This window comes from Lacinutrix sp. WUR7, from assembly GCF_016864015.1.
Taxonomy (GTDB): domain Bacteria; phylum Bacteroidota; class Bacteroidia; order Flavobacteriales; family Flavobacteriaceae; genus Oceanihabitans.
Genome location: NZ_CP045067.1, coordinates 1 through 25,000, shown reverse-complemented (window position 1 = coordinate 25,000; position 25,000 = coordinate 1). Strand labels below are relative to the sequence as shown.

The 25,000-nt window shown below is 33.4% G+C and carries 22 protein-coding genes and 2 rRNA genes (1 of these 24 cut by a window edge); 8 read left to right on the top strand and 16 right to left on the bottom strand.

The genetic code is table 11. The features are described 5' to 3' along the window. The 3 genes from FG167_RS00120 to FG167_RS00110 form a co-directional block, all read left to right on the top strand. Positions 1-1,622 (top strand): 23S ribosomal RNA (locus FG167_RS00120); it begins 1,200 nt to the left of the window's first position. Between the two features lie 126 nt (positions 1,623-1,748). Then, positions 1,749-1,855, top strand: a 5S ribosomal RNA gene (gene rrf, locus FG167_RS00115). 216 nt (positions 1,856-2,071) lie between these two features. Continuing rightward, complete coding sequence (locus FG167_RS00110) at positions 2,072-2,572, top strand: hypothetical protein (protein ID WP_203459490.1); 501 nt, start codon at positions 2,072-2,074, stop codon at positions 2,570-2,572. Here FG167_RS00110 and FG167_RS00105 read toward each other — a convergent pair whose 3' ends face one another. From FG167_RS00105 to FG167_RS00050, 12 genes are all read right to left on the bottom strand, one after another. Next, complete coding sequence (locus FG167_RS00105; RefSeq protein ID WP_203459489.1) at positions 2,573-2,806, bottom strand: DUF6095 family protein; 234 nt, start codon at positions 2,804-2,806, stop codon at positions 2,573-2,575. It lies immediately after the preceding gene. Next, positions 2,796-3,614 carry an N-acetylmuramic acid 6-phosphate etherase gene (murQ, locus tag FG167_RS00100; RefSeq protein ID WP_203459488.1) on the bottom strand — a complete coding sequence of 273 codons (819 nt, stop codon included), beginning with the start codon at positions 3,612-3,614 and terminating at the stop codon, positions 2,796-2,798. Before murQ ends, FG167_RS00105 begins: the two co-directional genes overlap by 11 nt. Before the next feature lie 130 nt (positions 3,615-3,744). Further along, a complete protein-coding gene (locus FG167_RS00095; protein ID WP_203459487.1) occupies positions 3,745-4,560 on the bottom strand; it encodes a DUF4249 domain-containing protein in 816 nt (271 codons plus the stop codon). Between the two features lie 4 nt (positions 4,561-4,564). Next, positions 4,565-6,937 carry a TonB-dependent receptor gene (locus FG167_RS00090; protein ID WP_203459486.1) on the bottom strand — a complete coding sequence of 791 codons (2,373 nt, stop codon included), beginning with the start codon at positions 6,935-6,937 and terminating at the stop codon, positions 4,565-4,567. 202 nt (positions 6,938-7,139) lie between these two features. Beyond that, positions 7,140-9,368 (bottom strand): NADP-dependent isocitrate dehydrogenase, encoded by a 2,229-nt coding sequence (locus FG167_RS00085; protein ID WP_203459485.1) that lies wholly within the window; start codon positions 9,366-9,368, stop codon positions 7,140-7,142. A gap of 149 nt (positions 9,369-9,517) precedes the next feature. After that, positions 9,518-10,090, bottom strand: coding sequence for a pentapeptide repeat-containing protein (locus FG167_RS00080; RefSeq protein WP_203459484.1), 573 nt, complete (start codon positions 10,088-10,090; stop codon positions 9,518-9,520). A gap of 706 nt (positions 10,091-10,796) precedes the next feature. Further along, positions 10,797-11,150, bottom strand: a complete 354-nt coding sequence (gene rplS, locus FG167_RS00075; RefSeq protein WP_203459483.1) for a 50S ribosomal protein L19 — start codon at positions 11,148-11,150, stop codon at positions 10,797-10,799. A gap of 329 nt (positions 11,151-11,479) precedes the next feature. After that, positions 11,480-11,959, bottom strand: coding sequence for a GyrI-like domain-containing protein (locus tag FG167_RS00070; protein ID WP_203459482.1), 480 nt, complete (start codon positions 11,957-11,959; stop codon positions 11,480-11,482). 31 nt (positions 11,960-11,990) lie between these two features. Further along, positions 11,991-12,668 carry a tRNA (guanosine(37)-N1)-methyltransferase TrmD gene (trmD, locus tag FG167_RS00065; protein WP_055443563.1) on the bottom strand — a complete coding sequence of 226 codons (678 nt, stop codon included), beginning with the start codon at positions 12,666-12,668 and terminating at the stop codon, positions 11,991-11,993. A gap of 202 nt (positions 12,669-12,870) precedes the next feature. Next, positions 12,871-13,500, bottom strand: a complete 630-nt coding sequence (locus FG167_RS00060; RefSeq protein ID WP_203459481.1) for a tRNA (guanine-N1)-methyltransferase — start codon at positions 13,498-13,500, stop codon at positions 12,871-12,873. A 179-nt stretch (positions 13,501-13,679) separates the two neighbouring features. Next, positions 13,680-15,128: a glyceraldehyde-3-phosphate dehydrogenase gene (locus tag FG167_RS00055; RefSeq protein ID WP_203459480.1), complete on the bottom strand. Its 1,449-nt coding sequence runs from the start codon at positions 15,126-15,128 to the stop codon at positions 13,680-13,682. Positions 15,129-15,266: 138 nt separating this feature from the next. Continuing rightward, complete coding sequence (locus tag FG167_RS00050; RefSeq protein ID WP_203459479.1) at positions 15,267-16,679, bottom strand: trypsin-like peptidase domain-containing protein; 1,413 nt, start codon at positions 16,677-16,679, stop codon at positions 15,267-15,269. 139 nt (positions 16,680-16,818) lie between these two features. Here FG167_RS00050 and dapF point away from each other — a divergent pair, with 139 nt between their 5' ends. The 5 genes from dapF to FG167_RS00025 all read left to right on the top strand — a co-directional run bounded on the left by dapF (position 16,819) and on the right by FG167_RS00025 (position 20,885). Then, a complete protein-coding gene (dapF, locus tag FG167_RS00045; protein ID WP_203459478.1) occupies positions 16,819-17,595 on the top strand; it encodes a diaminopimelate epimerase in 777 nt (258 codons plus the stop codon). Further along, on the top strand, positions 17,592-18,116 hold the full coding sequence (locus FG167_RS00040; protein ID WP_055443558.1) for a GNAT family N-acetyltransferase: 525 nt from the start codon (positions 17,592-17,594) through the stop codon (positions 18,114-18,116). The genes dapF and FG167_RS00040 overlap by 4 nt, the downstream gene beginning before the upstream one ends. Further along, positions 18,117-19,160, top strand: a complete 1,044-nt coding sequence (gene mltG / locus FG167_RS00035) for an endolytic transglycosylase MltG (protein WP_203459477.1) — start codon at positions 18,117-18,119, stop codon at positions 19,158-19,160. A gap of 2 nt (positions 19,161-19,162) precedes the next feature. Next, the gene (locus tag FG167_RS00030; protein ID WP_203459476.1) at positions 19,163-20,071 is read left to right on the top strand and encodes a DUF2279 domain-containing protein; all 909 of its coding nucleotides are present in this window, start codon (positions 19,163-19,165) and stop codon (positions 20,069-20,071) included. A 163-nt stretch (positions 20,072-20,234) separates the two neighbouring features. Next, on the top strand, positions 20,235-20,885 hold the full coding sequence (locus tag FG167_RS00025; protein WP_203459475.1) for a peptidoglycan-binding protein LysM: 651 nt from the start codon (positions 20,235-20,237) through the stop codon (positions 20,883-20,885). Positions 20,886-20,888: 3 nt separating this feature from the next. Here the strand turns inward: FG167_RS00025 and FG167_RS00020 are convergent, their stop codons facing one another. The 4 genes from FG167_RS00020 to dnaA form a co-directional block, all read right to left on the bottom strand. Next, positions 20,889-21,605 carry an SAM-dependent methyltransferase gene (locus FG167_RS00020; protein ID WP_203459474.1) on the bottom strand — a complete coding sequence of 239 codons (717 nt, stop codon included), beginning with the start codon at positions 21,603-21,605 and terminating at the stop codon, positions 20,889-20,891. Beyond that, entirely contained in the window at positions 21,605-23,008 is a 1,404-nt protein-coding gene (locus FG167_RS00015) for a PQQ-dependent sugar dehydrogenase (protein ID WP_203459473.1), read from the bottom strand. Before FG167_RS00015 ends, FG167_RS00020 begins: the two co-directional genes overlap by 1 nt. 72 nt (positions 23,009-23,080) lie before the next feature. Beyond that, entirely contained in the window at positions 23,081-23,539 is a 459-nt protein-coding gene (locus FG167_RS00010) for a low molecular weight protein-tyrosine-phosphatase (protein WP_203459472.1), read from the bottom strand. A 33-nt stretch (positions 23,540-23,572) separates the two neighbouring features. Further along, positions 23,573-25,000, bottom strand: a complete 1,428-nt coding sequence (dnaA, locus tag FG167_RS00005) for a chromosomal replication initiator protein DnaA (protein WP_055443551.1) — start codon at positions 24,998-25,000, stop codon at positions 23,573-23,575.

Genomic DNA, 25,000 nt, shown 5'->3' with positions numbered 1-25,000 from the left:
GTGGTAGGGGAGCATTGTAGTGGCGTTGAAGGTGTGCTGTGAGGCATGCTGGAGTAGCTACAAAAGAAAATGTAGGCATAAGTAACGATAATGCGGGCGAGAAACCCGCACTCCGAAAGACTAAGGTTTCCTCAGCTATGCTAATCAGCTGAGGGTTAGTCGGGACCTAACGCGAACCCGAAAGGGGTAGTGGATGGACAACAGGTTAATATTCCTGTACCTGCTCATACTAAAAGTGACGGAGGCGTAAATTTGGTGCGAACTGACGGAATAGTTCGTTGAAGAGAGTGGTAACACCTCGATAGTACACTAAGACTACGGTCGCGGTGATAATCCAGAAAAGCGACTTCCAAGAAAAGCGAATGAAGCAGCCCGTACCCTAAACCGACACAGGTAGTTGGGATGAGAATTCTAAGGAGCTCGAGAGATTCATGGCTAAGGAACTAGGCAAAATAGACCTGTAACTTCGGGAGAAAGGTCGCCACCCTTCGGGGTGGCCGCAGTGAAAAGGTCCAGGCGACTGTTTATCAAAAACACAGGGCTATGCTAAATTGAAAGATGACGTATATGGCCTGACACCTGCCCGGTGCTGGAAGGTTAAGTGGAGGGTTTAGCTTCGGCGAAGATCTAAAATGAAGCCCCAGTAAACGGCGGCCGTAACTATAACGGTCCTAAGGTAGCGAAATTCCTTGTCGGGTAAGTTCCGACCTGCACGAATGGTGCAACGATCTGGACACTGTCTCAGCCATGAGCTCGGTGAAATTGTAGTATCGGTGAAGATGCCGATTACCCGCAGTGGGACGAAAAGACCCCGTGCACCTTTACTATAGCTTAGTATTGGTTTTGGATAAGTAATGTGTAGGATAGGTGGGAGACTTTGAAGCGGCGTCGCTAGGCGTTGTGGAGTCATTGTTGAAATACCACCCTTTGCTTATCTAGAGTCTAACCTTCTAACGAAGGGACAGTGCTTGGTGGGTAGTTTGACTGGGGTGGTCGCCTCCAAAAGAGTAACGGAGGCTTCTAAAGGTTCCCTCAGTACGGTTGGTAATCGTGCGTAGAGTGCAATGGCATAAGGGAGCTTGACTGAGAGACCTACAAGTCGATCAGGTACGAAAGTAGAGCATAGTGATCCGGTGGTTCCGCATGGAAGGGCCATCGCTCAAAGGATAAAAGGTACGCCGGGGATAACAGGCTGATCTCCCCCAAGAGCTCATATCGACGGGGGGGTTTGGCACCTCGATGTCGGCTCGTCACATCCTGGGGCTGGAGAAGGTCCCAAGGGTTGGGCTGTTCGCCCATTAAAGTGGCACGCGAGCTGGGTTCAGAACGTCGTGAGACAGTTCGGTCTCTATCTACTGTGGGCGTTAGAAATTTGAGTGGATCTGTTCCTAGTACGAGAGGACCGGAATGGACAAACCTCTGGTGTATCTGTTGTTCCGCCAGGAGCATTGCAGAGTAGCTACGTTTGGAAGGGATAAGCGCTGAAAGCATATAAGCGCGAAACCCACCACAAGATGAGATTTCTTTAAAGGGTCGTAGGAGATGACTACGTTGATAGGTCATAGGTGTAAAGGCAGTAATGTCATAGCCGAGTGATACTAATAACCCATAGGCTTATTGTACGCCTGTTTTTTTAGAGTACATACAATACATTCATGTAATTTTTTCAATATGTTAAGATATTTATCTTTTTATATGCCGTAAAGGCTACTAAAAAGAAATCCCGCAACAAATGCGGGACCAAAGCTTAAGGTGATTATAGCGATGGGGCTCACCTCTTACCATTCCGAACAGAGAAGTTAAGCCCATTTGCGCCGATGGTACTACATTGTGGAAGAGTAGGTCGTCGCCTTTTTTAGAGAATCCTCAACATTTATTTGTTGAGGATTTTTTTATGCAATAAAATCAACCAAAATATAGAAGTTATCCATTAAAGGGGACTGGAAGGATAGATGCGAGATATCTATATCTATTAAGGTTTTTTTTATGCAATAATGTGTAAGGATTCATTGGTAATAGGACTAATGAAAAATAATTTTTATATTAAATTAATTTAGTTATTTTAGTCTACATGAACATAGTCCTTCAATCTTCTTTATTTACCCTTAATAAATCACGAATTTTACTATTTAACCTTTCTGATGAAAAGTTAAGCGATGTTTCCATACCTCCTTACTTTTCCAGTGTAGGTTCACATATACGTCATATTTTAGATTTTTATGATTGTATCTTCAATGTGGTAGACAATGAAGTAGATTTAACAGCAAGAAAAAGAAACTTGGATGTAGAAAATTGTTGTAATACAGCAATCTGTTACTTAGACACTATAATTAATAAATTAGAAGATTTAAACGACAAAGATGTGAAACAACAGATTGTGGTTATAGATGATTTAGGTTTAGGTAAAACCAAAATAGACTACACATTTGCGGCTTTATTAGCTCAAGCTAATAGCCATACCATTCATCATTATGCAATTATAAGTTATATTTTGGATAGGTTAGGTGTTACTATTGAAGATGCCACATTTGGTTATAACCCTACAACACCAAAACAAATTATTGTAGAGTAATTATTGTTTTTTAAACATACTATCCATAATCGTATTGATACCTTTAAATCCGAAATAGATGGCACAAATACAACTAGTTATTCCTGCAATAAGCAACGGATAATACAAAGGTTTGTCTTCATTACTAAAAGCAATATATATTAATACTGGACCTAAAAACATTAGTACTATAGTAATTAGCATTGTTTTTAACCCTTTTGCCAATACATCTTTGTTGGTATGATTAGTTTCCATTTTTATAGTTTTGAATTACTGCTCTTACGCTTTTGTGTTCATTTAATAATTGTTCTGCTACTTTTTGGGTAACCTCTATTTCTTGCATAATCATTCTAATTCCACGATCTACAAGTTTGTTATTACTTAGTTGCATATCTACCATTTTGTTACCTTTAATATGACCTAGTTGAATCATAGTAGTAGTAGTTAACATATTTAATACTAATTTTTGAGCAGTTCCTGCTTTCATTCTTGAACTTCCAGTTACAAATTCTGGACCAACAACTACTTCAATAGGGAATTGTGCTGTAAGTGATAGTGGACTATTTTGATTAGAAGTAATACAACCTGTTATTATATTGTTTTTATTGCATGTCTCTAATGCTGCAATAACATAAGGAGTGGTACCCGAAGCAGCAATGCCGATAACAACATCTTTGTTAGTTACATTATATGCTTGTAAATCTTTCCAACCTAGTTGTGTGGAATCTTCTGCAAACTCTACTGCTTTTCTAATAGCAATATCTCCACCAGCAATGATACCAATTACTAAATCATGAGATACACCAAAAGTAGGAGGACATTCGCTCGCATCTAAAATACCTAAACGACCACTTGTCCCTGCTCCTAAATAAAATAATCGTCCACCAGATTGTAATTTTGCTACAATTTGTTCTACCAGTTTTTCAATTTGCGGTAATGCTTTGTCTACCGCTTGAGGAACTGTTTTATCTTCGTTATTTATATTTTTAAGTAATTGGGAAATAGTCATCTTTTCTAGATGATTATGGTTGGAGTCTTGTTCTGTGGTTTTAGTAAATGTCATTCTGTAAAAATACGGATTTTTTGTTTTGCGTTAGTGATGGAAACGGCATCCTTTTGCCTAAGCAAAAGATATAGTGTACAGCACGACCATACAAAACCCTAAAGGTTTGTATGGTAACGCCCAAATAATATTACTCGACAGTATAATTAAACTCAGATACTTCGGATAATCTAAAATAGCCAAAAGGGAAATTTTCTGGATTGGTTTGGTTGATGCAATTACCGCGAACGGTTGCAGGTTGGGTTTCAAAAGGACCACCACCATCTTCACTACTTTGTTGTAAAAGGATAAACATAAACTCGTAGAAACGTTCGGATACGCCATAGTTTCTTATTATTACACTTTCTCCTTCATCTAGATCTTCTTCGGTATAAAAGCCGAAAATTTCATTTCCATTTACAAATTCATCTTTAAAAGTATCTAATGTGATAGGCATGTCTATACTAGGAATAAACTCAAAAAAGTAATAGTTTTCTTCGTCTATAGGATCTGTAAAATAGGCTTTAATTTCTGTTTCTTCTCCTGTAAAACCACCTTCTAAATCTTGTTCTACATATTCAATTTCTGCAACAGATTGTAATGTTTCGGTTGCTGTAAAAACTTCTCCGTTATAATTGATACTTAGGTTGTAAACACCATTAATTTCTGGAACAAATGAGTTATTATGGTAGATTCCAGTTTGGTCTTCTTCTATAAATTCAAAAGTATTATTATTTGCATCTATAATAATCACTTGCGCATTATTTGCAGGCGGTGTTTCGCTATTATAATATGGCGCAGTTAAACTTAATTTTATAGATTGTTCGTTTCCTGTAGTGTTTTTAAACCAATTAATGGAAGCATCAATAACTAATCTAGTTTCTGAAGTTGGTAAGTCTATATCTACAACATCTTCACAAGAAAAATTTAAAACAGCTATTACTAGTATGATTAATATTTTCTTCATCTTCTTAAAATTTAAAATTATAGGATACAGAAGGCACTATGCCAAAAATAGAAAGGCGAACTGCTTCATTTGCTCTTGTATCTTCATTTTCTCTAAAACTTATAGATGCTGCATTGCGTCTATTGTACATATTATAAATACCAAAAACCCAATAGGTTTGCCATCCTTTTTGTTTGTCTGGTTTTGGTGTGTAGTTTGCTGAAATATCTAAACGATGGTAGGTTGGTAGCCTGAATTCATTTCGGTTTGCATAGCTTGGTATGGTTACCCCATTGTATTCATATTGTCCATTTGGGTAGGTTACTGGTTGTCCGGATTGTAATAAAAAGTTCGCGTTAAAAGTCCATTTTAGATTTAAATCATAGCTTGCAGTGATGGATACATCGTGGGTTTTATCATATGCTGTGTTGTACCAATTACCATTATTTATTCCTGTTTCTGCAGGAGTTCTTCCTGGTGTTTTTTGTTCCGATTTGGATAATGTATAGGCGAACCATCCTTTAAAACGCCCTTCATTTTTTCGGAATAAAACTTCTAAACCATATGCTCTTGCTTTTCCGTTTAGAATAATTTGTTCAATAGCATCATTCGCAATTAAATCTGCTCCGTCTATATAGTCTATTCTATTTTTTACTTTTTTGTAAAAGGATTCTACTTCTAAAGAAAAGATTCTGTCTTTAAAATTTTTAAAATAACCAATAGCTACCTGATCTAATAGTTGTGGTTTTGCGTATTTTCCACTTGGTGTCCAAACATCTAAAGGTGTTGGAGAACTGGTGTTAGAGAGCAAATGTAAATACTGACTTAATCTGTTATAACTAGCTTTAATAGAAGTGTTATTATTTAACTGATATGCAAGTGCTAGCCTAGGTTCTAAATTACCAAAAGATTCTAATACCTCACTTTTGCTAGAAGACTCTATACCAATAGGATCTGCTTTTTCGTAAATTTGAAGCGCTTCATTAAATAGAATTGGGTTATCATTTTCGTACACATTCAATTCTTTTTGTCCCAAACGTAAAAACGAACTATAACGCAAACCATAAGAAGCGGTAAGTTTATCTGTTAATTTATGTTCTGCATCTATATATATCGCATTTTCAAAAGCATATTTATCGATTAACTTTCTTGGATTTATTCCTGAGGATGGACTAGAAGGCTCAATTTCGCCAGGATTAAATTTATGATAAATACTATTTAAACCATATTGCAGTTTTATTTTATCGTTTAAGTAATGTTTTAAATCGTATTTAAAATTAAAATTTCTAATGCCAGAATTCCATTTGAATTCAATGAAGTTTAAATCTAAACCGTAATAATAATCGGAATAAATTAAAGAGGTATTTGAAAATAATTTATTAGAAAATAAATGATTCCATCTAAAGTTTAAAACTGAATTACCATAGGTGTTTTTAAAACTATCGCTTAAACTAAATACATCTCTGCCAAAATAACCGGATAAATATACATTGTTATTTTTGTTGATTTTGTAGCTTATTTTTGTGTTTAAATCGTAGAAATATGCTTTGCTATCTACATCAAATAGCGGAAGAAACAAATGTGCATACGAAGATCTTCCTCCTAAAAGGAAAGAGGCTTTTTCTTTTTGTATAGGACCTTCAATTAAAAGTCTACTAGAAACAATTCCAATGCCACCATTTGCATGAAACGATTTATTATTTCCTTCTTTTTGATATATGTCTAAAACGGAAGAAACACGTCCGCCATATCGTGCAGGAATTCCTCCTTTATATAATTTTAAATCCTTTATGGCATCGGGATTAAAAACCGAAAAGAATCCAAATAGATGGGAAGAATTATAGATAGTAGCTTCGTCTAATAAAATTAAATTCTGATCTGCGGCACCACCACGTACATTGAATCCAGAGGCACCTTCGCCGGCAGTGGTAACTCCTGGAAGCATGGTTATTGCTTTGATAACATCTGGTTCGCCAAGTATAGCGGGAATTTGTTTTATGGTACTGGAAGAGAGTACGTTTACACTCATTTGCGGTTTTTTGATATTTAATCTTTCCACATTTTCTTTAATAACCACTTCGTCTAGATTTTGGGTAGCCTCTACTAAACTATAATTTTTGGTAATGTTTTGGGAAAGATTAATAGTTTCCACAACTTCAGCAAAACCAATGTAGCTAATAATTACTTTGTAATTGCCTTCAGGTAGCGTGATGGAGTAGAAGCCATATTCATTGGTAGTTGTTCCTGTTTGTAGTTCTGGAACAATAATGTTTACACTAATTAGCGTTTCATTACTTGTAGCTTCTTGAATGGTTCCACTTAAGGTGAATTTTTCTTGACTATATATAGAAGCGCTTGTTAAAAAAATTAAAAAGAATATTTTTTTTAGGTGCAGCATTTTTAGTTTGTTTATTTTTCCTTAAAAATATGGAATGGATAACATAATTTAAATAAGAATTTAATAAATTACTATTTTTAATTAAGATATTAAATTCTTATTTAAATTATGTTATTCATTACAAAAAGTTACTATTAGTAACAGGGAAAGAAAACAAAAAAAGCTCCTAGAAAGGAGCTTTTTTTTATATTAACTTGATGTTTTATTTAATACTATTCACAATAGTATTAAAGGTTTTACTAGGTCGCATTGCTTTGCTAGTTAGATCTTCGTTTGGTTTATAGTAGCCTCCCATTTTTACAGATTTACCTTGTACTTTGTTTAGCTCATTAACAATTACTTCTTCATTTTCATGAAAAGCCTTTGCTATAGCAGTAAAGGTTTCTTTTAAATCTAGATCTTTTGTTTGGTTTGCTAGAGCATCCGCCCAATACATTGCTAAGTAGAAATGACTTCCTCTATTATCCAATTCGTTTACTTTACGAGAAGGACCTTTTTTATTTTCTAGTAATTTCTCTGTTGCTTCATCTAGAGTTTCACTTAAAACTAAAGCGCTTTCATTATTATTTGTTTCCCCTAAATGTTCTAAGGAAACTGCAAGTGCTAAAAATTCACCTAAAGAATCCCAACGTAAATGGTTTTCTTCCACAAATTGTTGCACATGTTTTGGTGCAGAACCTCCAGCACCAGTTTCAAATAAACCTCCACCATTCATTAAGGGAACAATAGATAACATTTTTGCCGAAGTACCTAATTCTAGAATAGGGAATAAATCGGTTAAGTAATCACGTAAAACATTTCCAGAAACGGAAATAGTATCTTTTCCTTCTCTTACTCTTTCTAGTGTAAAATTAGTTGCTTCAAAAGGAGGGAGAATTCGAATATCTAAACCAGTAGTATCATGATCTAAAAGATATAGATTCACTTTTTTAATTAATTCTGCATCATGCGCTCTTTTTTTATCTAACCAAAAAACAGCAGGAGTTTGAGAAGCTCTAGCTCTAGTAACCGCTAATTTTACCCAATCTTGTACAGGAGCATCTTTTACTTGGCACATTCTCCAAATATCTCCAGCTTCTACTTTGTGGGCTAAAAGAACCTTACCAGAAGCATCTATAACCTCCACTTTTCCTTTTGATTTTATTTCGAAAGTCTTGTCATGAGAACCATACTCTTCTGCTTTTTGAGCCATAAGTCCAACATTAGGAACTGTTCCCATTGTTGTAGGATCGAAAGCACCATGTTTTTTACAAAATTTTATAGTTGCATCATAAATACCAGCATAACTACTATCTGGAATTACTGCTTTAGTATCTTGTAGTTTACCTTCTGCATTCCACATTTGTCCAGAAGTACGAATCATTGCTGGCATAGAAGCATCAATAATAACATCACTAGGGACATGTAAATTTGTAATACCTCTATCGCTATTTACCATTGCTAAATCTGCACTATGGTCTAAGGCATATCGGATATCTTCTCTTATTTCGTCGCGTTTACTTTCAGGTAAATCACTTAATTTTTCAAGTAAGTTTCCAAAACCATTATTCACATCTACACCAATTTTTTCGAATGTCTTACCATGTTTTTTAAATAAATCATGGAAGAATACACGAACAGCATGACCAAATATAATTGGATCACTTACTTTCATCATCGTTGCTTTCATGTGTAATGAAAACAATACGCTTTTATCTAAGGCATCTTCTACTTGTTCTTCTAAAAATTCGATTAATGCTTTTTTACTCATTATGGTAGCATCAATAATTTCTCCTTTAAGTAAATCTAGACCTTCTTTTAAATTAGTCTGTTTTCCTTTCTCGTCTGTATGTACAATTTTGACTGTTGTAGCTTCGTCAAGGGTTATCGATTTCTCATTGTGAAAAAAGTCACCATGTGTCATGGTAGATACATGCGTTTTAGAGTCTTTGCTCCAAGCTCCCATAGAATGTGGATTCTTTTTCGCATAATTCTTAACCGCTTTTGGAGCACGACGATCCGAATTACCTTCACGTAATACTGGGTTAACTGCACTACCTTTTACTTTGTCGTAACGAGATTTAATATTTTTTTCCTCAGCAGTTTCTGGTTCATCCGGATAGTCTGGTAAAGCGTATCCTTTTGCTTGTAATTCTTTGATGGCTGTTTTTAACTGTGGTACAGATGCACTAATATTTGGTAATTTTATAATATTAGCTTCTGGTTTTTTTACCAATTCTCCTAATTCTGCCAATGTATCTTTAACACGTTGGTCTTCTGGTAACATATCTGAAAACACAGCAAGTATTCTTGATGCTAATGAGATGTCTCTTGATTCTACTTTTACTCCTGCAGAGTTTGTAAAAGCTTGAACTATTGGTAAAAATGAATGCGTAGCTAAAGCTGGTGCTTCATCCGTTTTAGTATAAATTATTGTTGAATTTTTTGTCATGTTTAATTTGTTTGCTGAATTAAATATTGCTTAGTAATAAAGCCGTGTAAATATACAAAAAAGCAGTAGTTAATGGAAATAAGTACAGTTTTGATACTTCATAATTACGAAGGATGCAATAAAAGAGAGGTATTTTTGTGGATTATGCTTTATTCTACCTTAATTCCATACATACTTAAGAGTCCGAATAATCCATTTTCACTAAATTTCGCACCTTTTAGTTTGTTTTTCTCTGGATGTATGGTATAGTCTTTCGCAGTTGTAAAATCTACTTTTTCTAGATTGCTGTTCTCAAAAATGGCTTTTTCTAAATTGCTATTCGTAAAGGATGCTGCTGTTAAATTGGTTTGCGTAAAATCTACCGACTCCAGATTACAGGAATTGAAGTTGGTGTTTTTAATGTTTAATTGGTAAAAGGAGGCAAGACTTAAATTACAATCTTTAAAGTTAAGTTCTAAAAGAAATGAATTGCATTCGTTAAAAGGAAAGCCAATCATTTTACAATGTATAAAGCTTACATCTTTTAAAGTAACCCCTTTGGCTTTAACATTACTTAAGTTACAATCTATAAATTCACATTCTAGAAATGAATTACTGGTTAAATAGCAGTCTGTAAACACACAATTGGTAAAGGTACAATTATCATATTCTGCTTTAGGCAATTCTGTTGCAGAGTAGTCTTTGTTGTTGTATGTTTTATCTATTATTAAAGGTAGGTTCATTAAAGGAAGAATTTCCGTAAAAGTATAGAAAGTATATAGAACACAAAAGCCATATCACGTAGAATTTAATCTAGTGGGATATGGCTTTTTTTGAAATAGTTAGGTATCATCTATTTAACATTGCTGTTAAATTTGTTTTTAAAACTTGCGTTTTATAACATTTAGATTCCAACTGCACTAATTCAATAAAACATTTTATGTTGTAACTTTCAAAATGTATTGACTTGTTACTAAAATGTTTCGGTTAACTGTTTTTCTTGATGATTAAATTTCTGGTTTCACTTGCGCGTTGCCTTTCTTTTTAAACATTGCCTCTTTTTTTTAGTTTTCACTTTCGTTGTTACTACTTATAGAAGCTTTCCATTTTATTAGTTACTATCTACCTAGATATATAGCACTTTTTAAAATTTCATGGTTCTTCGGTGATACATGCATACACATGCAACTTTCAAACCTCAAAAAACAATTATAATTAAAGAATAAATCTCTAATAGAATTTCACTTTTCATTCTCTTTTAATAAGAAACTCACTGATGTGATGTGTAATTCTTTAGCTAAGATAGGACAAGAACTTAAAAAATAAAAATTTTTAAAGCACTAGTTATCAACGGTTTATTAACTCGAGTTATTAACTTTTGTTGATAACGTTAAAACGTAAAAAAGCCTTGATTTCTCAAGGCTTTTTAAATGTATAAAATGCTTAAAATTATTTACGTCTTTTTTCTGTAATTCTAGCTTTCTTACCAGTAAGACCTCTAAAGTAAAAGATACGAGCTCTACGAACTTTTCCTCTTTTGTTTACTTCTACCTTTTGTAAAGCAGGTAAGTTTACAGGGAAAATACGTTCTACACCAACAGTTCCAGACATTTTTCTAATTGTGAATGTCTCTGAAGATCCAGTTCCTCTGCGTTGTAAAACAACACCTCTAAAGAACTGTGTACGTACTTTTTCTCCTTCTCTAATTTCGTAATACACTGTAATAGTGTCTCCAGCTCCGAACTCTGGAAAGTCTTTTTTTGCTACAAATTCGTCTTGTACAAATTTTATTAAAGATTCCATCTTTATTAATTTTATTAGTTATTTCAAGGCAACATTCGCGATTCTCGCCAGAGGTTAACTCAAAAGTTTTGCAAAGATAGTTATAAAAACTTAATTACCAAAGAGCAAAACAAAAATTAAATCTCGTTTTTCGGATTGAAATTAGAAGTGTTTGGGCGTTTCCTTTTGTTGTTTTAAAGAGAGATACCAAAACAAGTTTGGTACAAGCCTTGCAGGATCACAAAACGTCAGGCTTTTCAGGCTCGCTTTTTTTGAGAAAGCCAAAAAAGAGCTCAAACAACCTTGCAATCCTTAACGCAAATCAAGATTGCTACAAGAAGATAACTTCCTTACTTTAATTGTATAGGTATATACACCTCTTCTTCAGAGTCAGGGGAATCTTTAATGTATTTGTTTCCTAAGACATTAAAATGAGGTCTGTTGGCTAAAGCGTATTCCGATTTTGGCAACCAATCCGTAAAAACGTATTGCATTAAAGTTGAAAAGTCTTTTGCTAATCCTTTATAAGTAAAAACAGCATACCATCCGCTTTCTAAAATAAGGGTACTCATGTTTTCTGGAATCTCCTCCAAATTTTCCACCTCTAAAGCAGCCCATTTTTTAAAGGTTTTATTCGGATTAAAGTTTTTAAAATGTTCGCCATCGTATTCCATGACTTCATAAATAGCAGTGCCTAAACTATTTTTCACTTGCTTTCTATTCGGCATAAAATCAGAGAATAGCTCGAAAGTTTTGTTGTCTATTAAAGACATGGTTACAGGCGTTCCGACTAATTTTTTTTCTGGTACCGATTCTATTCTTGGTTGCATTTGTTGTTTTTTAGATGAAAAACTTTAAAATTTAATCTTCTAATAAATCGGGTCTTCTATCTTTAGTACGTTGGTATGCTTGCTCTTCTCTCCATTTTTCAATTTTCGCATGGTTTCCACTAAATAATAATTCCGGAACTTCCAATCCTTTATACTCTCTAGGTTTTGTATAAATAGGAGGCGCTAATAAATTGTCTTGAAAAGAATCTGTTAAAGCCGAAGTTTCGTTTCCTAGCACTCCAGGAATTAGTCGTATTAAAGCATCACATAAAACAGCAGCACCAAGTTCTCCGCCAGATAAAACATAATCTCCAATAGAGATTTCTTTGGTAATAAATAGGTCGCGAACACGTTGGTCTACACCTTTATAATGTCCGCAAAGAATAATAATATTTTCCTTTAAAGAAAGGTGATTCGCCATTCCTTGATTTAAGGTTTCGCCATCTGGAGTCATATAAATCACTTCATCGTAATTACGCTCCGCCTTTAGTTTGGTGATGCATTTATCGATAGGTTCAATCATCATTACCATTCCAGCACCACCACCAAATTGGGTGTCGTCTATAGATTTATAGTTGTCTGTGGTATAATCGCGTAAATTATGAAAGTGGACTTCTACCAAGCCAGCTTCAATAGCTCGTTTAAGTATAGAAGCGCTAAACGGACTTTCTAGTAATTCTGGTAAAACGGTGATGATATCAATTCTCATAGTCTTTCTTATAAGTTGCAAAGATGCAAAGAATATGATGAAAAAGAAAGGTTTTTACGAATCAGGATTTAAAGACCTTTTGAAGTCTAAAAAAGAATAGATAATGCGTTTAAAGAATTGGTTTTTAGGTTTGATGTTTCCAAAAAAAAAGATCTGTAAAATATATTTACAGATCTTTAATTATTTTAGTATCTAAAAGTTATTAGCTATTATTTTTTTGTTTGTTTAATTCGTCTTGCAGTTGTCTTCTCACTTTTTGCTCACGCTCTAAAGCTATTTTTCTATGCTCTTCAAATTCTTCTTCAATTTCAGCTAAAGATTTATTGGCATCTCTAGTAATGGCGTTACTATTTTTATATTTATAGATGAAAAATAATAAGAAAGCTAATAAACCGCCAATAATAGACCACATTAAGATGTTGTAACTAGATTTACTCATTAACATTCCGAATAAAGACATGCTGTCTTTTTCTTCGTTTGTTTGTTCTAAAGTACCTTGTGTATTCGCTAAGCTCGTTTTTAAAGTAGCAATTTCTTTCGATTGGCTAGTTACCACAGCTTGTGTTTCTGTTAATTCTTTATGGATTGTTTTTAATGAATCAATAGTATGTGCTTGTAGCGTAAGAAACATACTGCGTTTAACTGCTTCATAAGGTTGTCCGTTAGTACCTTTAAAGTTACCAGATTTTCTTAAAATGTATTCAAACTGATTATCTATAGTACCAGTATTTAATGAAAGTTTGTCTTCTTCTTCGTTACTTTCCGTTTGTGCACTAACCGTGGTACAGAATAAAGATATAGATAGAATTATAATAAATTTAAAAGAATTCATTTAGTAAATTAGTTTGGTTTATTTTTTACGAAAATAACAAATTATGTTTATTTAGATGCTAAATGAAGTTCAAAATACTTCGGAATAAATACATTTAACATAATTTTTTTTTAATTAAAAAGCCTCACAAAAGTGAGGCTCTAATATATACGTTTCTAATTAAAATTTAGACGTTACTATTAATAATAAGTATGTCTTCTAACTTTTGCAATATATTTTGCTAGTCTAACTACTTGATGGCTATAACCATATTCGTTATCATACCATATATATAAGATGGCATTTTTACCATCTTCTCTAACAATTGTTGCTTTACTATCATAAATAGAAGGAGCGGAGCAACCAACAATATCACTAGATACTAATTCGTCACTTAACTCATATTTTATTTGCTCTACTAAATCCCCTTCCAGCGCATATTTTTTCATGATGGTATTTATGCCTTCCACAGAAGTAGAGTTTTCTAGCTCTAAATTTAAAATAGCTAAAGATCCGTTTGGTACAGGAACTCTAATAGCGTTAGAAGTTAATTTTCCTTCTAAACTTGGTAAGGCTTTACTAACTGCTTTTCCTGCTCCAGTTTCTGTAATTACCATGTTTAATGCTGCTGCACGTCCACGTCTGTATTTACTATGAAAATTATCTACTAAATTCTGATCATTAGTATATGCATGAATTGTTTCTAAGTGTCCAGATTTTACACCGAAAGAATCTTCTACCGCTTTTAAAATTGGAGTAATAGCATTGGTAGTACAAGATGCTGCAGAAAAGATATTTACTTCGTCTGGATTATACTCGGTATGGTTTACACCATGCACAATATTTGGTACTCCTTTTCCAGGAGCAGTAAGTAATACTTTATCGACTCCTTTAGATTTTAAGTGTCTGCTTAAAGCTTCTTCATCTCTAAAAGCTCCAGTGTTATCAATTACTAAAGCGTTATCAATATCGTATTTTGTATAATCGATATCTTCTGGTGCATTAGCCGAAATAATATTTACAGTAGTACCATTAATTATTAAGGCACTATTTTCTACATCGATAGAAACCGTTCCCGAAAAATCGCCATGCACAGAATCGTTACGTAATAAAGAAGCTCTTTTTTCTAAAACGGTAGCATCCACAGCTCCACGAGTTACAATGGCTCTTAAACGTAATTGTGTTCCTTTTCCAGCTTTAGTCATTAACTCTCTTGCTACTAAACGTCCAATTCTTCCAAAACCATAAAGCACCACGTCTTTAGGTTTTATAGTGCCATTTTTACTAGCATCTTTTAGTTTGTCTGCAACAAATGCGGTAGCGTTATTGTATTTTCCTTCTTCTATATGATACTCATAGGTTAATTTACCAATATCTAATTTTGCAGGAGGAAGATCTAGTGTATTAATTGCTTGAGCAATTTCTACAGAGTCAAAAATAGAAATAGGTTTTTGTACAAATTCACAAGCATATTCGTGCAAGTTTAAAATGTCACTAACATTTTTGTCTATTAATTGATTTCTAAAAATTACCAGTTCGATAGATTTATCGTACCAAAGGTCGCTTACTATTTTAATAAATTCTACAGTAGCTCTACGTCTATCTGCTTGAAAAGCTAATTCGCTTTCATAAGTTTCGTTAATAGGCATTGTTAAATATTTTTTGTGTTGTTAAATTTTTCGCAAAAGTAATATATTTCAAACGTTTTCGTAGCTAATTTTTAATAAAATAAAAGCGCTCTAGAAAAGACTAGAGCGCTTGTTGTAAATTTGTGTATTTTAATAGAACTATCTAAAATTATATCTTTCTTTTTCTCCTTTAGAATTTATAAGTTCTATGCGTAATAATTCATTTGCATGTCTGTTTTTTATAATCGCTTGTACATCTTCAATACTATTTACTTTAGTATCGTTTATGGCAGTAATAATATCTCCAACTTGCACACCGTTATTCATCCAATAGCCTAGATAGTTTTTATTATTAGTTAGACTAGCGATTTTTACTCCATTATTTGTTTTGTATTTTTTTAAATCCTTAGGTTTCGCATTTTTAATAACACCTATAATAGGAACAGTTAAGGTTTCATTTTTAAGTAAAGTTACCGGAAATACTCTTTGTGTTCCATTTCTTAAAACGGTAACATGTATAATATCATTCGGACTTTTGGCATTTAAAAATCCTTTTAAATCGGAAAACTTTCTAATTTCAATATTTTCCAATTTCTGAATAATATCGCCACTTTTTAATCCTGCCATATCTGCACCAGAATCTTCTTCTACTTCTTCAATATAGAAACCTTCGGAAGTATTTAGTCCGAATTTTTCAGCATATCCAGCACTAATAGGACTTCCTTTAACACCTAAAATGCCGTTTTGCACATTACCAAACTCCATGATATCCTGAACCACTTTCTTCGCAATATTACTCGGTACAGCAAAAGAATAGCCAATATAAGAACCCGTTTGCGATGTAATTGCGGTATTGATTCCAATTAAATCGCCATTTGTATTTACTAGTGCGCCACCAGAATTCCCAGGATTTACTGCTGCATCTGTTTGTATAAAAGATTGGTTGCTTAAACCAGATAAATCTCTAGACTTAGCGCTTATAATTCCTGCAGTAACGGTAGAGGTTAAGTTGAAGGGATTACCAACAGCTAAAACCCATTCGCCAATTTTTGCTTCGTCACTATCTCCAAAAGTAGTAAAAGGTAATTCTTCGTCTGGTTCTACTTTAATTAGTGCAATATCTGTTTTTTCATCGGTACCAATAATGGTAGCATCATAGGTCTTGTTATTATTTAAGGTCACCGAAAGTTCTCTAGAACCTGCAATAACATGGTTGTTGGTGATAATATAACCATCCGGAGAAATAATGACTCCAGAACCAGTGCCTATTTGCGCACGTTTTGTTTGTCTGCCGTAAAATAAATCTTCAAAAGTCATCTGACTAGAATTTACGGTAGTGTTTTTTACGTGTACCACAGTATGTATTGTCTTTTCTGCTGCCGAGACAAAATTCACATCATTTTCTGCAATAAAACCAGTATTGGTTGTATGGTTTACAGGCACGGTAAAAGGTTGTTCCTGGTTTTGTTGTATTACCACTTGTTGGTCTTTTTCAATAAAAGTTTTATAAGCACCTAGAGTAATTGCTCCTCCTAATGCCGAAACGAATAATAGGGATAAAATCTTTTTCATAATATTATATCTGTTTAGTATAAAAAGGTTAACGATTAAAATTAAAAAAATGTTGTTTAATAAATTCAACTTTAACGCGTATTTAACACCTGAGAATACGGTTTAATATTACTATATTTGTCGTAATAATTTCTATTTAATGACACACACTTTTTATAAATATCAAGGCACAGGAAACGATTTTGTAATGATCGATAATCGTTTAGAAACTTTTGATAAAAAAGATACCAAACAAGTTGCTTTTTTATGCGATAGACGTTTTGGTGTTGGAGCAGACGGAATGATATTACTAGAAAATCATCCAACTGCCGACTTTAAAATGGTGTATTATAATGCCGATGGAAACGAAAGTACTATGTGTGGAAATGGAGGTAGATGCCTTGTTGCTTTTGCGAAATTTTTAAACATTGTAAAAAATCACGCTACTTTTGAAGCTATTGATGGGATGCATGATGCCATTATAGATGATGATATTATAAAACTTCGCATGCAGGATGTAGATCAAATAGAAAAACATGCCAATCATATTTTTTTAAATACAGGTTCTCCTCATCATGTGCAAAAGGAAGCTAATCTTAAAGAATTGGATATCAAAACCGAAGGTGCAAAAATTAGATACGGCAATCCATATAATGAAGCAGGAACCAATGTAAACTTCGTTTCTAAAATAAATGAAGACACTTTTGCTGTTCGAACCTACGAACGCGGTGTAGAAGATGAAACCTTATCTTGCGGAACAGGAGTTACAGCAGTTGCATTAGCAATGCATTATATTGGCGAAACCGAAAAAAACGTAATTACCTTACAAGTAGAAGGAGGAACGTTGCAAGTTTCTTTTAATAAAAACGGAAATGCATATCACGACATCTGGCTAATTGGTCCAGCGAAACAAGTTTTTAAAGGCATTCTTTCATGATTACATTAAAAGGCGAACATATTTATTTGCGTGCTTTAGAACCCGAAGACTTAGCGTTTATTCATACTATTGAAAACGACGAAAGTATTTGGGAAATTAGCAATACCATAACTCCATATTCTAAGTATTTAATCAAACAGTATTTAGAGCATGCACACAAAGATATTTACGAAGTAAAACAATTGCGACTAGTTATTTGTAGTTATGATGATGTGGCTCTTGGTATGATTGATGTTTTTGATTTCGATTTTAAAAATCGTCGCGCAGGAATAGGAATTCTTGTGAAAGAAGCAGCTAACAGACAAAAAGGTTTTGGTAAAGAAGCTTTAAGCTTGTTAGTGAATTATTGTTTTACGCATTTAGACTTGCATCAGCTGTATTGTAATATTTCGGAAGACAATATTGCAAGTCAGAAGCTTTTCAAAAATCAAGGATTTCAAGAAATCGGATTAAAAAAGGACTGGAATTTAGTCAACAATAAATTTAAAAACGAATATATTTTTCAACTCATTCATAAATAAATGTACTTTAAAAAAATACTTATAGCAGTTTTAGTAATCGGTCTGGTAATAGCTGCGTTTTTTGCAAATTTTGTATATAAAGCGATGTTTAAAGAAAACACTGCTTTTAATAATGAAGAAGCGTATGTGTATGTTTCTAGTCAAGCAAGTTATAAGGATGTAAGAGAACAGCTTGAGCCATTATTGAAAGATATGGATTCTTTTGATGCTCTGGCGGAAAAAAAGAAATACACCACAAACCTTAGAGCTGGTAGGTATGTTATTAAAAAAGGAATGAATAATAATGAGATTATAAACTCTATTCGAAGTAATAATATTCCGTTAAAACTAAGTTTTAATAATCAAGAACGATTAGAAGATTTAGCTGGTAGAGTTGCCTTTCAAATTGAAGCAGATAGTCTTTCCCTTTTAAAGGCGATGACCGACGAAACCTTTTTTAAGGAAAATGATTTTAATAAGGACTCTGCATTATCCATGTATATTCCTAACAGTTATGAAATATACTGGAATACTTCTGCGGAAGGATTTAGAAATAAAATGCTGAAGGAGTATCAAGCTTTTTGGAATGCGTCTAGAAACGAAAAACGAAAAGCACTTAACCTTTCTATTAACGAAGTAATGTCTATTGCTGCCATAGTACATAAGGAAACTGCAAAGGTGGACGAACGACCTCGCGTTGCTGGTGTGTATTTAAATAGAATTAGAAAAGGGATGCCTTTACAAGCGGATCCTACAGTGATTTATGCTAAAAAATTAAAAGAAAATGATTTTAACCAAGTCATTAAACGTGTTTTATATAAAGATTTAGAAATCGATTCTAAGTACAATACCTACAAATATCCAGGGGTTCCTCCAGGACCAATCACTATGCCGGACGTGTCTGCAATAGATGCGGTTTTAAATGCCGAAACACATAACTACTACTATTTTGTTGCCAATGTGAAAAACTTTGGATACCACAAATTTGCTAAAACTTTAAGTCAGCATAACGCAAATAGAAATGAATATGTACGTTGGATTAATAGCCAAGGCATAAATAGGTAATCTTGAAAGCACTTTTATACCTACTATTCGTTTTATGTACCATAACAAGTGTATTCTCACAATCTGGAATCAATAGGTTTCTTACACCAAGCGATACTTTACATACGCCAAGAAGAAATGCTTTAGTAATTACCGAAGCTTCTGTAATAGGACTCTCACTAGTTGGTTTAAACCAGCTTTGGTATGCCGATTATGAAAAATCAAAACTACATACGCTTAATGATAATGACGAGTGGCTTCAAATGGATAAGTTTGGCCATGTGTTCTCTTCCTATCAAGTAGGTAGAGCAGGAGCAGAGCTTTTACATTGGAGTGGTGTATGCAAAAAAGATCAATTGCTTTATGGTGCAACTTTAGGTTTCGGATTTCTAACTGTAGTGGAAGTTTTTGATGGCTATTCTAAAGAGTGGGGTTTTTCTTGGGGAGACATGATTAGCAATGCTGCTGGAACGGGGTTGTATGTCGGACAAGAATTACTTTGGAAAGAACAGCGCATCACCTTAAAGTATTCTTTTCATCAAACAAAATATGCTTCACAAAGACCAGAAAAGTTAGGTGAAGGTTTATTAGAAGAAATTTTAAAAGATTATAACGGACAAACCTATTGGTTAAGTGCTAACGTGCATTCTTTTTTTAAGAATGAAAAGATACCAAAGTGGCTCAATGTTGCATTTGGATATGGCGCAGAAGGTATGCTTACCGGAAACAGCGAAACCGAAGATCTTTCCTTTTTAAATCAAGACAGAAAACGACAATATTATCTAAGTCTAGATGTAGACTTAACCAGAATAAAAACAAATTCACACTTCTTGAGATCTGTTTTTAGTATTTTCAACGTAATTAAAGTGCCATTTCCTACGTTAGAATTTAATGATAAAAACGGACTTAAATTCCATGCTATCTACTTTTAAAGGTCTTTAATCGACTAATTTTTGAATAATTAATATAAACATCTAATTTTGAGTCAGAAACGTATAAGTAGTTGGTTTTCAGGTTTAAAATAAAAGTTGTATATTTGCACGCTGAAAAATTATAAGTGATTATTAATAAATTATTACTGAAAAATTATTCGTTATGATAAAAAATATTGGAAAGTTTACGCTATTACTAACCATATGTACTTTATTAAAGCTTGCGTTTTCTTCGGAAACGTTTATCGATTTAATAAACTACGAAGAACAAGAAAATGTTGCTACAATAGAAGTGTCAGATAAAGTATTTGCATTTCGTACGCCAACACCAAATGAAAAATTCAAACCAACTTTAGGAAAGTCCTTTGTAGGTTTTAAAGAAGCATTAGCTTTTAAAGAATCTGGAGGAGATTATTTTACAGTAAACAAGTTTGGTTATTTAGGAAAATACCAATTTGGAGCTGAGACGCTAAAAATGATTGGAATTTACAACCCGAATCAATTTTTACAAAACCCAGAATTACAGGAAAAGGCATTTGTTGCAAATGCACAACGTAATAAATGGATTTTACGTAGAGACATCAAACGTTTTAATGGTATGACCATTAATGGTGTTTTGGTAACCGAGTCTGGAATTCTAGCTGCAGCGCATTTAGCTGGGCCTGGAAGCGTAAAAAAATACTTAAGAAGTTACGGTGAAACTGGTTTTGAAGATGCCTTTGGTACTTCGATTAAACATTACATGAAGAAGTTTTCAGGTTATGATACTTCTCTTGTAAAAGCAAATAAAAAAGCAAAAGCTAGTATTATTTAATAACTAACTTTTATGAATTATAAAAATGGTTGGTCTTTTATGAAGGTCAACCTTTGTTTTTTTCCAGTTGTTTACCGTTTTTGTTTTTATATACTCTGTTGGTAATGTAATATCACAAGCAACACAAACAAGGGTGTTTCCTTCTAAATATTGACACATGTCTTCTAACATCTTATTGTTTCTATACGGCGTTTCAATAAAAATCTGTGATTGGTTTTTTTCAAAAGAAAGACGTTCTAATTGTTTTATTTCTTGTTTCTTTTCATCCTTGTCAATGGGTAAATAACCATTAAAAGTGAAACTTTGTCCGTTCATTCCAGAGCTCATTATTGCTAATAATATAGAAGAAGGTCCAACCAAAGGTACTACTTGTATGTTTTTATCATGTGCAATTTTCACTATATCTGCACCAGGATCTGCAACGCCAGGGCAACCTGCTTCAGAAAGTAGTCCAACGTTTTTTCCTTGTAGACATGGTTCTAAATAGCTTGGCAATTCTGCCACATCTGTAAACTTATTTAAAGGAAATAAGGTTAATGAAGATTGTGACTTTCTTGGTTCTATGCTTTTTATAAAACGCCTTGCTGTTTTTTCGTTTTCAACAATAAAGGTGTCTACTTGTTCTATTACTTTTTTTACTGAAATAGGTAAAACTTCTAAAGGAGCATTGTCTCCTAATGTGGTAGGTATAAGGTATAGTTTACCGGTAATATTTTCCATTAATTTTTAATAAATTTACTTGTTTTTTTGCTTCCGTTTTCGGCATTAATTTCAATGAAGTATAATCCGCTTTGCATTTCTTTAGTAGATAATGTGGTAATAGTGTTTTTAGGCATGGAAACGGACTTCACTAATTTTCCATGTAAATTAAATATATGAATTTCTTTAATTACATGTGTTGTGTTTCTAAAATCTAAATGTAAACTATCTATTACAGGATTCGGATACATTTTTATATTAAATATACTTTGCTCTTCAATACTTAAATCGGCATCCACTATTTTGTAGATAATTCCGGTTCTAATGCCAGCAATATAAAGTTCTCCGTTAATGTCTTCTCCAAAAGCTGAAAAACCATCATTACCAAATTGATCGATTAATGTTAGATTAAAAGTTGTTCCGTTTTCTTGCACATAACCAATCTCATCACTACAGTAATCGGCAAAAAAGTACAAACCGTTTAGTGTTGGTTGTGCTGTACCTCTGTATCTATAACCTCCAGTAATGGAGCATTTAAAAATACCATCATTACTATGTGAGTATTGTGCAACAGGAAATGTTAATGTGCTAGCAGAAGGGCAATTTGCTGTGTTGTACGTGTCGTTTCCTTCATAACAACGCCAGCCATAATTTATACCTGAACTTGCGTCAGGAACCATATTGATTTCTTCTATTTGGTTTTGACCAACATCTGCAATCCAGATATCTCCAGTATCTCTATCAAAAGACCATTTCCAAGGGTTACGTAGGCCATAAGCCCATATTTCTTGTTTTATGTTATCTGTATTACCAAAAAAAGGATTGTCTGCAGGAATCGAATAATTAAGTCCGCCAATTACAGGGTTGTCAACATCTATACGTAATAGTTTTCCTAAATGGGAAGTTAAATTTTGTGATCTGTTTTCAGGGTCACCACCAGAACCACCATCTCCTGTGGAAATATAAAGGTAGCCATCGGTACCAAAATGCATATCGCCACCATTATGATTGGAGTAAGGTTGGCTAATATTCATAAAAACCAACTCTGAATTTGGATCTGCAATAGCAGTAGTACTTCTTGTAAATCTGGAAATTACCGTGTCCCCATTATTATCAATATAGTTGACATAAAAATAACCATTGGTGGTATAGTCTGGATGAAATGCCATAGCAAGTAAACCTTGTTCTCCACCATTATTAGAAACTAATGCGTTTATGTCTAAAAAGGGAGTGCTCGCTAAAACACCATCAGTATTGATGATTTTAATTATACCAGCTCTTTCTGCAACGAATAATCTATCATCACCTGCGTGTTTTATGTTTACCGGATTAGAAAGTCCGTTAGAAAAAAGTTCTATATTTATATTTTGTGAAAAACAGGAGAAAGAAAACAGTGCTATAATTAAGGTTATAATAGTTTTCATTTAGAGAATTTTTAAGATGTTGTTTTTTAAAATTACAAAAAATATAAAGGAATACACTTGATTTTTAGTGTTTTAAATTTTTGTAACCTTTTGTTGTATAACATCTGTTGCTTCGTCTAACATCTTAAAAACATTTTCAAAACCTTGGTCACTATCGTGATAAGGATCTGGAACATCATAGTTCTGGTTTGGGTATACTTCGTTTAAAATAAGTTTTACTTTAGCAATATCATTTTCATTTCTTGCTAATTTAACTACGTTTTTAAAGTTGGAATTATCCATGACGTAAATCAAATCAAAAACATCGAAATCTGTGACGGAGAATTGTCTACCGCGTTGATTGGTGATATCTACTCCGTATTTTTTTGCAACGTTAATAGAGCGTTGGTCTGGTAAATCGCCAATATGGTAATCTCCAGTTCCCGCAGAGTCAATAGTAAACTCTTCTGTAGAAAGTTTATCGCGTAAAATACCTTCAGCCAAAGGAGAACGACAAATATTACCAAGGCAAACCATTAGTATTTTAGTCATAATATTTTATTTGAAAAAGGTTGTATTTGTAATTTAAACCGAAAGCTTTTTGGTTAGATCTTCTACGTATTTTCTAAATTGTTTATCTGTAGAAGATAAATTGTTAACCGTTTTACAAGCATGCAATACAGTAGCGTGATCACGTTTACCAATTTGAGAACCAATACTTGCTAACGAAGCTTTAGTTAGTTTTTTAGCAAAAAACATAGCTAATTGTCTAGCTTGTACAATATGACGTTTTCTAGTTTTAGATTGTAGTGTATCTACATCCATTTGAAAATAATCGGAAACTATTTTCTGGATATAATCTATCGAAACCTCACGTTTTGTGTTTTTTACAAACTTCTCAACAACTTGTTTCGCTAAGTCTATAGTAACCTCTTTTTTGTTAAAAGAAGATTGTGCAATTAATGAGATAATTGCGCCTTCCAGTTCTCTAATATTAGATTTAATATGTTTTGCAACATACTCAATAATATCATCTGGCATTTCTACACCATCACGATATAATTTGTTTTTTAATATCGATACTCTGGTTTCAAAATCTGGTGTTTGTAATTCTGCCGAAAGTCCCCATTTGAATCTAGATAATAAGCGTTGCTCAATATCTTGCATATCTACAGGAGCCTTGTCACTTGTTAAAATAACTTGCTTTCCGTTTTGGTGTAAATGGTTGAAAATATGGAAGAATACATCTTGTGTTCCAGATTTACCAGATAAAAACTGCACATCATCAATAATTAAGATGTCTATTATTTGATAAAAATGAATAAAATCATTTCTGTTATTCTTCTTAACAGAGTCTATGTATTGCTGCGTGAATTTTTCAGCAGAAATATATAAAACTGTTTTTTCAGGATACTTGTCTTTAATGTCTACACCAATAGCATGTGCTAAGTGTGTTTTACCAAGACCAACACCTCCAAATATTAATAGTGGATTAAAAGAAGTTCCTCCGGGTTTACTAGCTACAGCTAATCCTGCGCTTCTAGCTAAACGGTTAGAATCTCCTTCTAAAAAGTTTTCGAAGTTATAGTTTGGGTTTAGTTGCGACTCGATTTTTACATTTCTAATTCCTGGAATAATAAAAGGGTTGCGTAATTCGCGATTTTTATTGTTTAAAGGAATATCTACATCTTGCGCTTTTACAGAAGACCTATTAGAACTAGGTATTCTTTCTGTAAAAGGTTGTTTGTTACCATAGGTGTTTTCCATTTTAATAATGTAAACTAGCTTGGCTGTTTCGCCTAACTCTTTGGTAAGTGCAACTTTTAAGATTTTCACATAATGCTCTTCTAGCCATTCGTAAAAGAATTTACTAGGTACCTGAATACTCAAAGCATTTTCTGCAAGTTTAACTGCAACAATTGGTTCGAACCAAGTTTTATAAGCTTGCGGCTGAATGTTATCTTTTATAAAATTAAGACAATTATTCCAGACCGATTGCGCAGTAATACTCAT

Excerpts from the sequence above, each read along its gene's own strand:
- FG167_RS00110 (WP_203459490.1), top strand. The coding sequence starts at position 2,072 with ATGAACATAGTCCTTCAATCTTCTTTATTTACCCTTAATAAATCACGA.
- FG167_RS00105 (WP_203459489.1), bottom strand. The coding sequence starts at position 2,806 with ATGGAAACTAATCATACCAACAAAGATGTATTGGCAAAAGGGTTAAAA.
- murQ (WP_203459488.1), bottom strand. The coding sequence starts at position 3,614 with ATGACATTTACTAAAACCACAGAACAAGACTCCAACCATAATCATCTA.
- FG167_RS00095 (WP_203459487.1), bottom strand. The coding sequence starts at position 4,560 with ATGAAGAAAATATTAATCATACTAGTAATAGCTGTTTTAAATTTTTCT.
- FG167_RS00090 (WP_203459486.1), bottom strand. The coding sequence starts at position 6,937 with ATGCTGCACCTAAAAAAAATATTCTTTTTAATTTTTTTAACAAGCGCT.
- FG167_RS00085 (WP_203459485.1), bottom strand. The coding sequence starts at position 9,368 with ATGACAAAAAATTCAACAATAATTTATACTAAAACGGATGAAGCACCA.
- FG167_RS00080 (WP_203459484.1), bottom strand. The coding sequence starts at position 10,090 with ATGAACCTACCTTTAATAATAGATAAAACATACAACAACAAAGACTAC.
- rplS (WP_203459483.1), bottom strand. The coding sequence starts at position 11,150 with ATGGAATCTTTAATAAAATTTGTACAAGACGAATTTGTAGCAAAAAAA.
- FG167_RS00070 (WP_203459482.1), bottom strand. The coding sequence starts at position 11,959 with ATGCAACCAAGAATAGAATCGGTACCAGAAAAAAAATTAGTCGGAACG.
- trmD (WP_055443563.1), bottom strand. The coding sequence starts at position 12,668 with ATGAGAATTGATATCATCACCGTTTTACCAGAATTACTAGAAAGTCCG.
- FG167_RS00060 (WP_203459481.1), bottom strand. The coding sequence starts at position 13,500 with ATGAATTCTTTTAAATTTATTATAATTCTATCTATATCTTTATTCTGT.
- FG167_RS00055 (WP_203459480.1), bottom strand. The coding sequence starts at position 15,128 with ATGCCTATTAACGAAACTTATGAAAGCGAATTAGCTTTTCAAGCAGAT.
- FG167_RS00050 (WP_203459479.1), bottom strand. The coding sequence starts at position 16,679 with ATGAAAAAGATTTTATCCCTATTATTCGTTTCGGCATTAGGAGGAGCA.
- dapF (WP_203459478.1), top strand. The coding sequence starts at position 16,819 with ATGACACACACTTTTTATAAATATCAAGGCACAGGAAACGATTTTGTA.
- FG167_RS00040 (WP_055443558.1), top strand. The coding sequence starts at position 17,592 with ATGATTACATTAAAAGGCGAACATATTTATTTGCGTGCTTTAGAACCC.
- mltG (WP_203459477.1), top strand. The coding sequence starts at position 18,117 with ATGTACTTTAAAAAAATACTTATAGCAGTTTTAGTAATCGGTCTGGTA.
- FG167_RS00025 (WP_203459475.1), top strand. The coding sequence starts at position 20,235 with ATGATAAAAAATATTGGAAAGTTTACGCTATTACTAACCATATGTACT.
- FG167_RS00020 (WP_203459474.1), bottom strand. The coding sequence starts at position 21,605 with ATGGAAAATATTACCGGTAAACTATACCTTATACCTACCACATTAGGA.
- FG167_RS00015 (WP_203459473.1), bottom strand. The coding sequence starts at position 23,008 with ATGAAAACTATTATAACCTTAATTATAGCACTGTTTTCTTTCTCCTGT.
- FG167_RS00010 (WP_203459472.1), bottom strand. The coding sequence starts at position 23,539 with ATGACTAAAATACTAATGGTTTGCCTTGGTAATATTTGTCGTTCTCCT.
- dnaA (WP_055443551.1), bottom strand. The coding sequence starts at position 25,000 with ATGAGTATTACTGCGCAATCGGTCTGGAATAATTGTCTTAATTTTATA.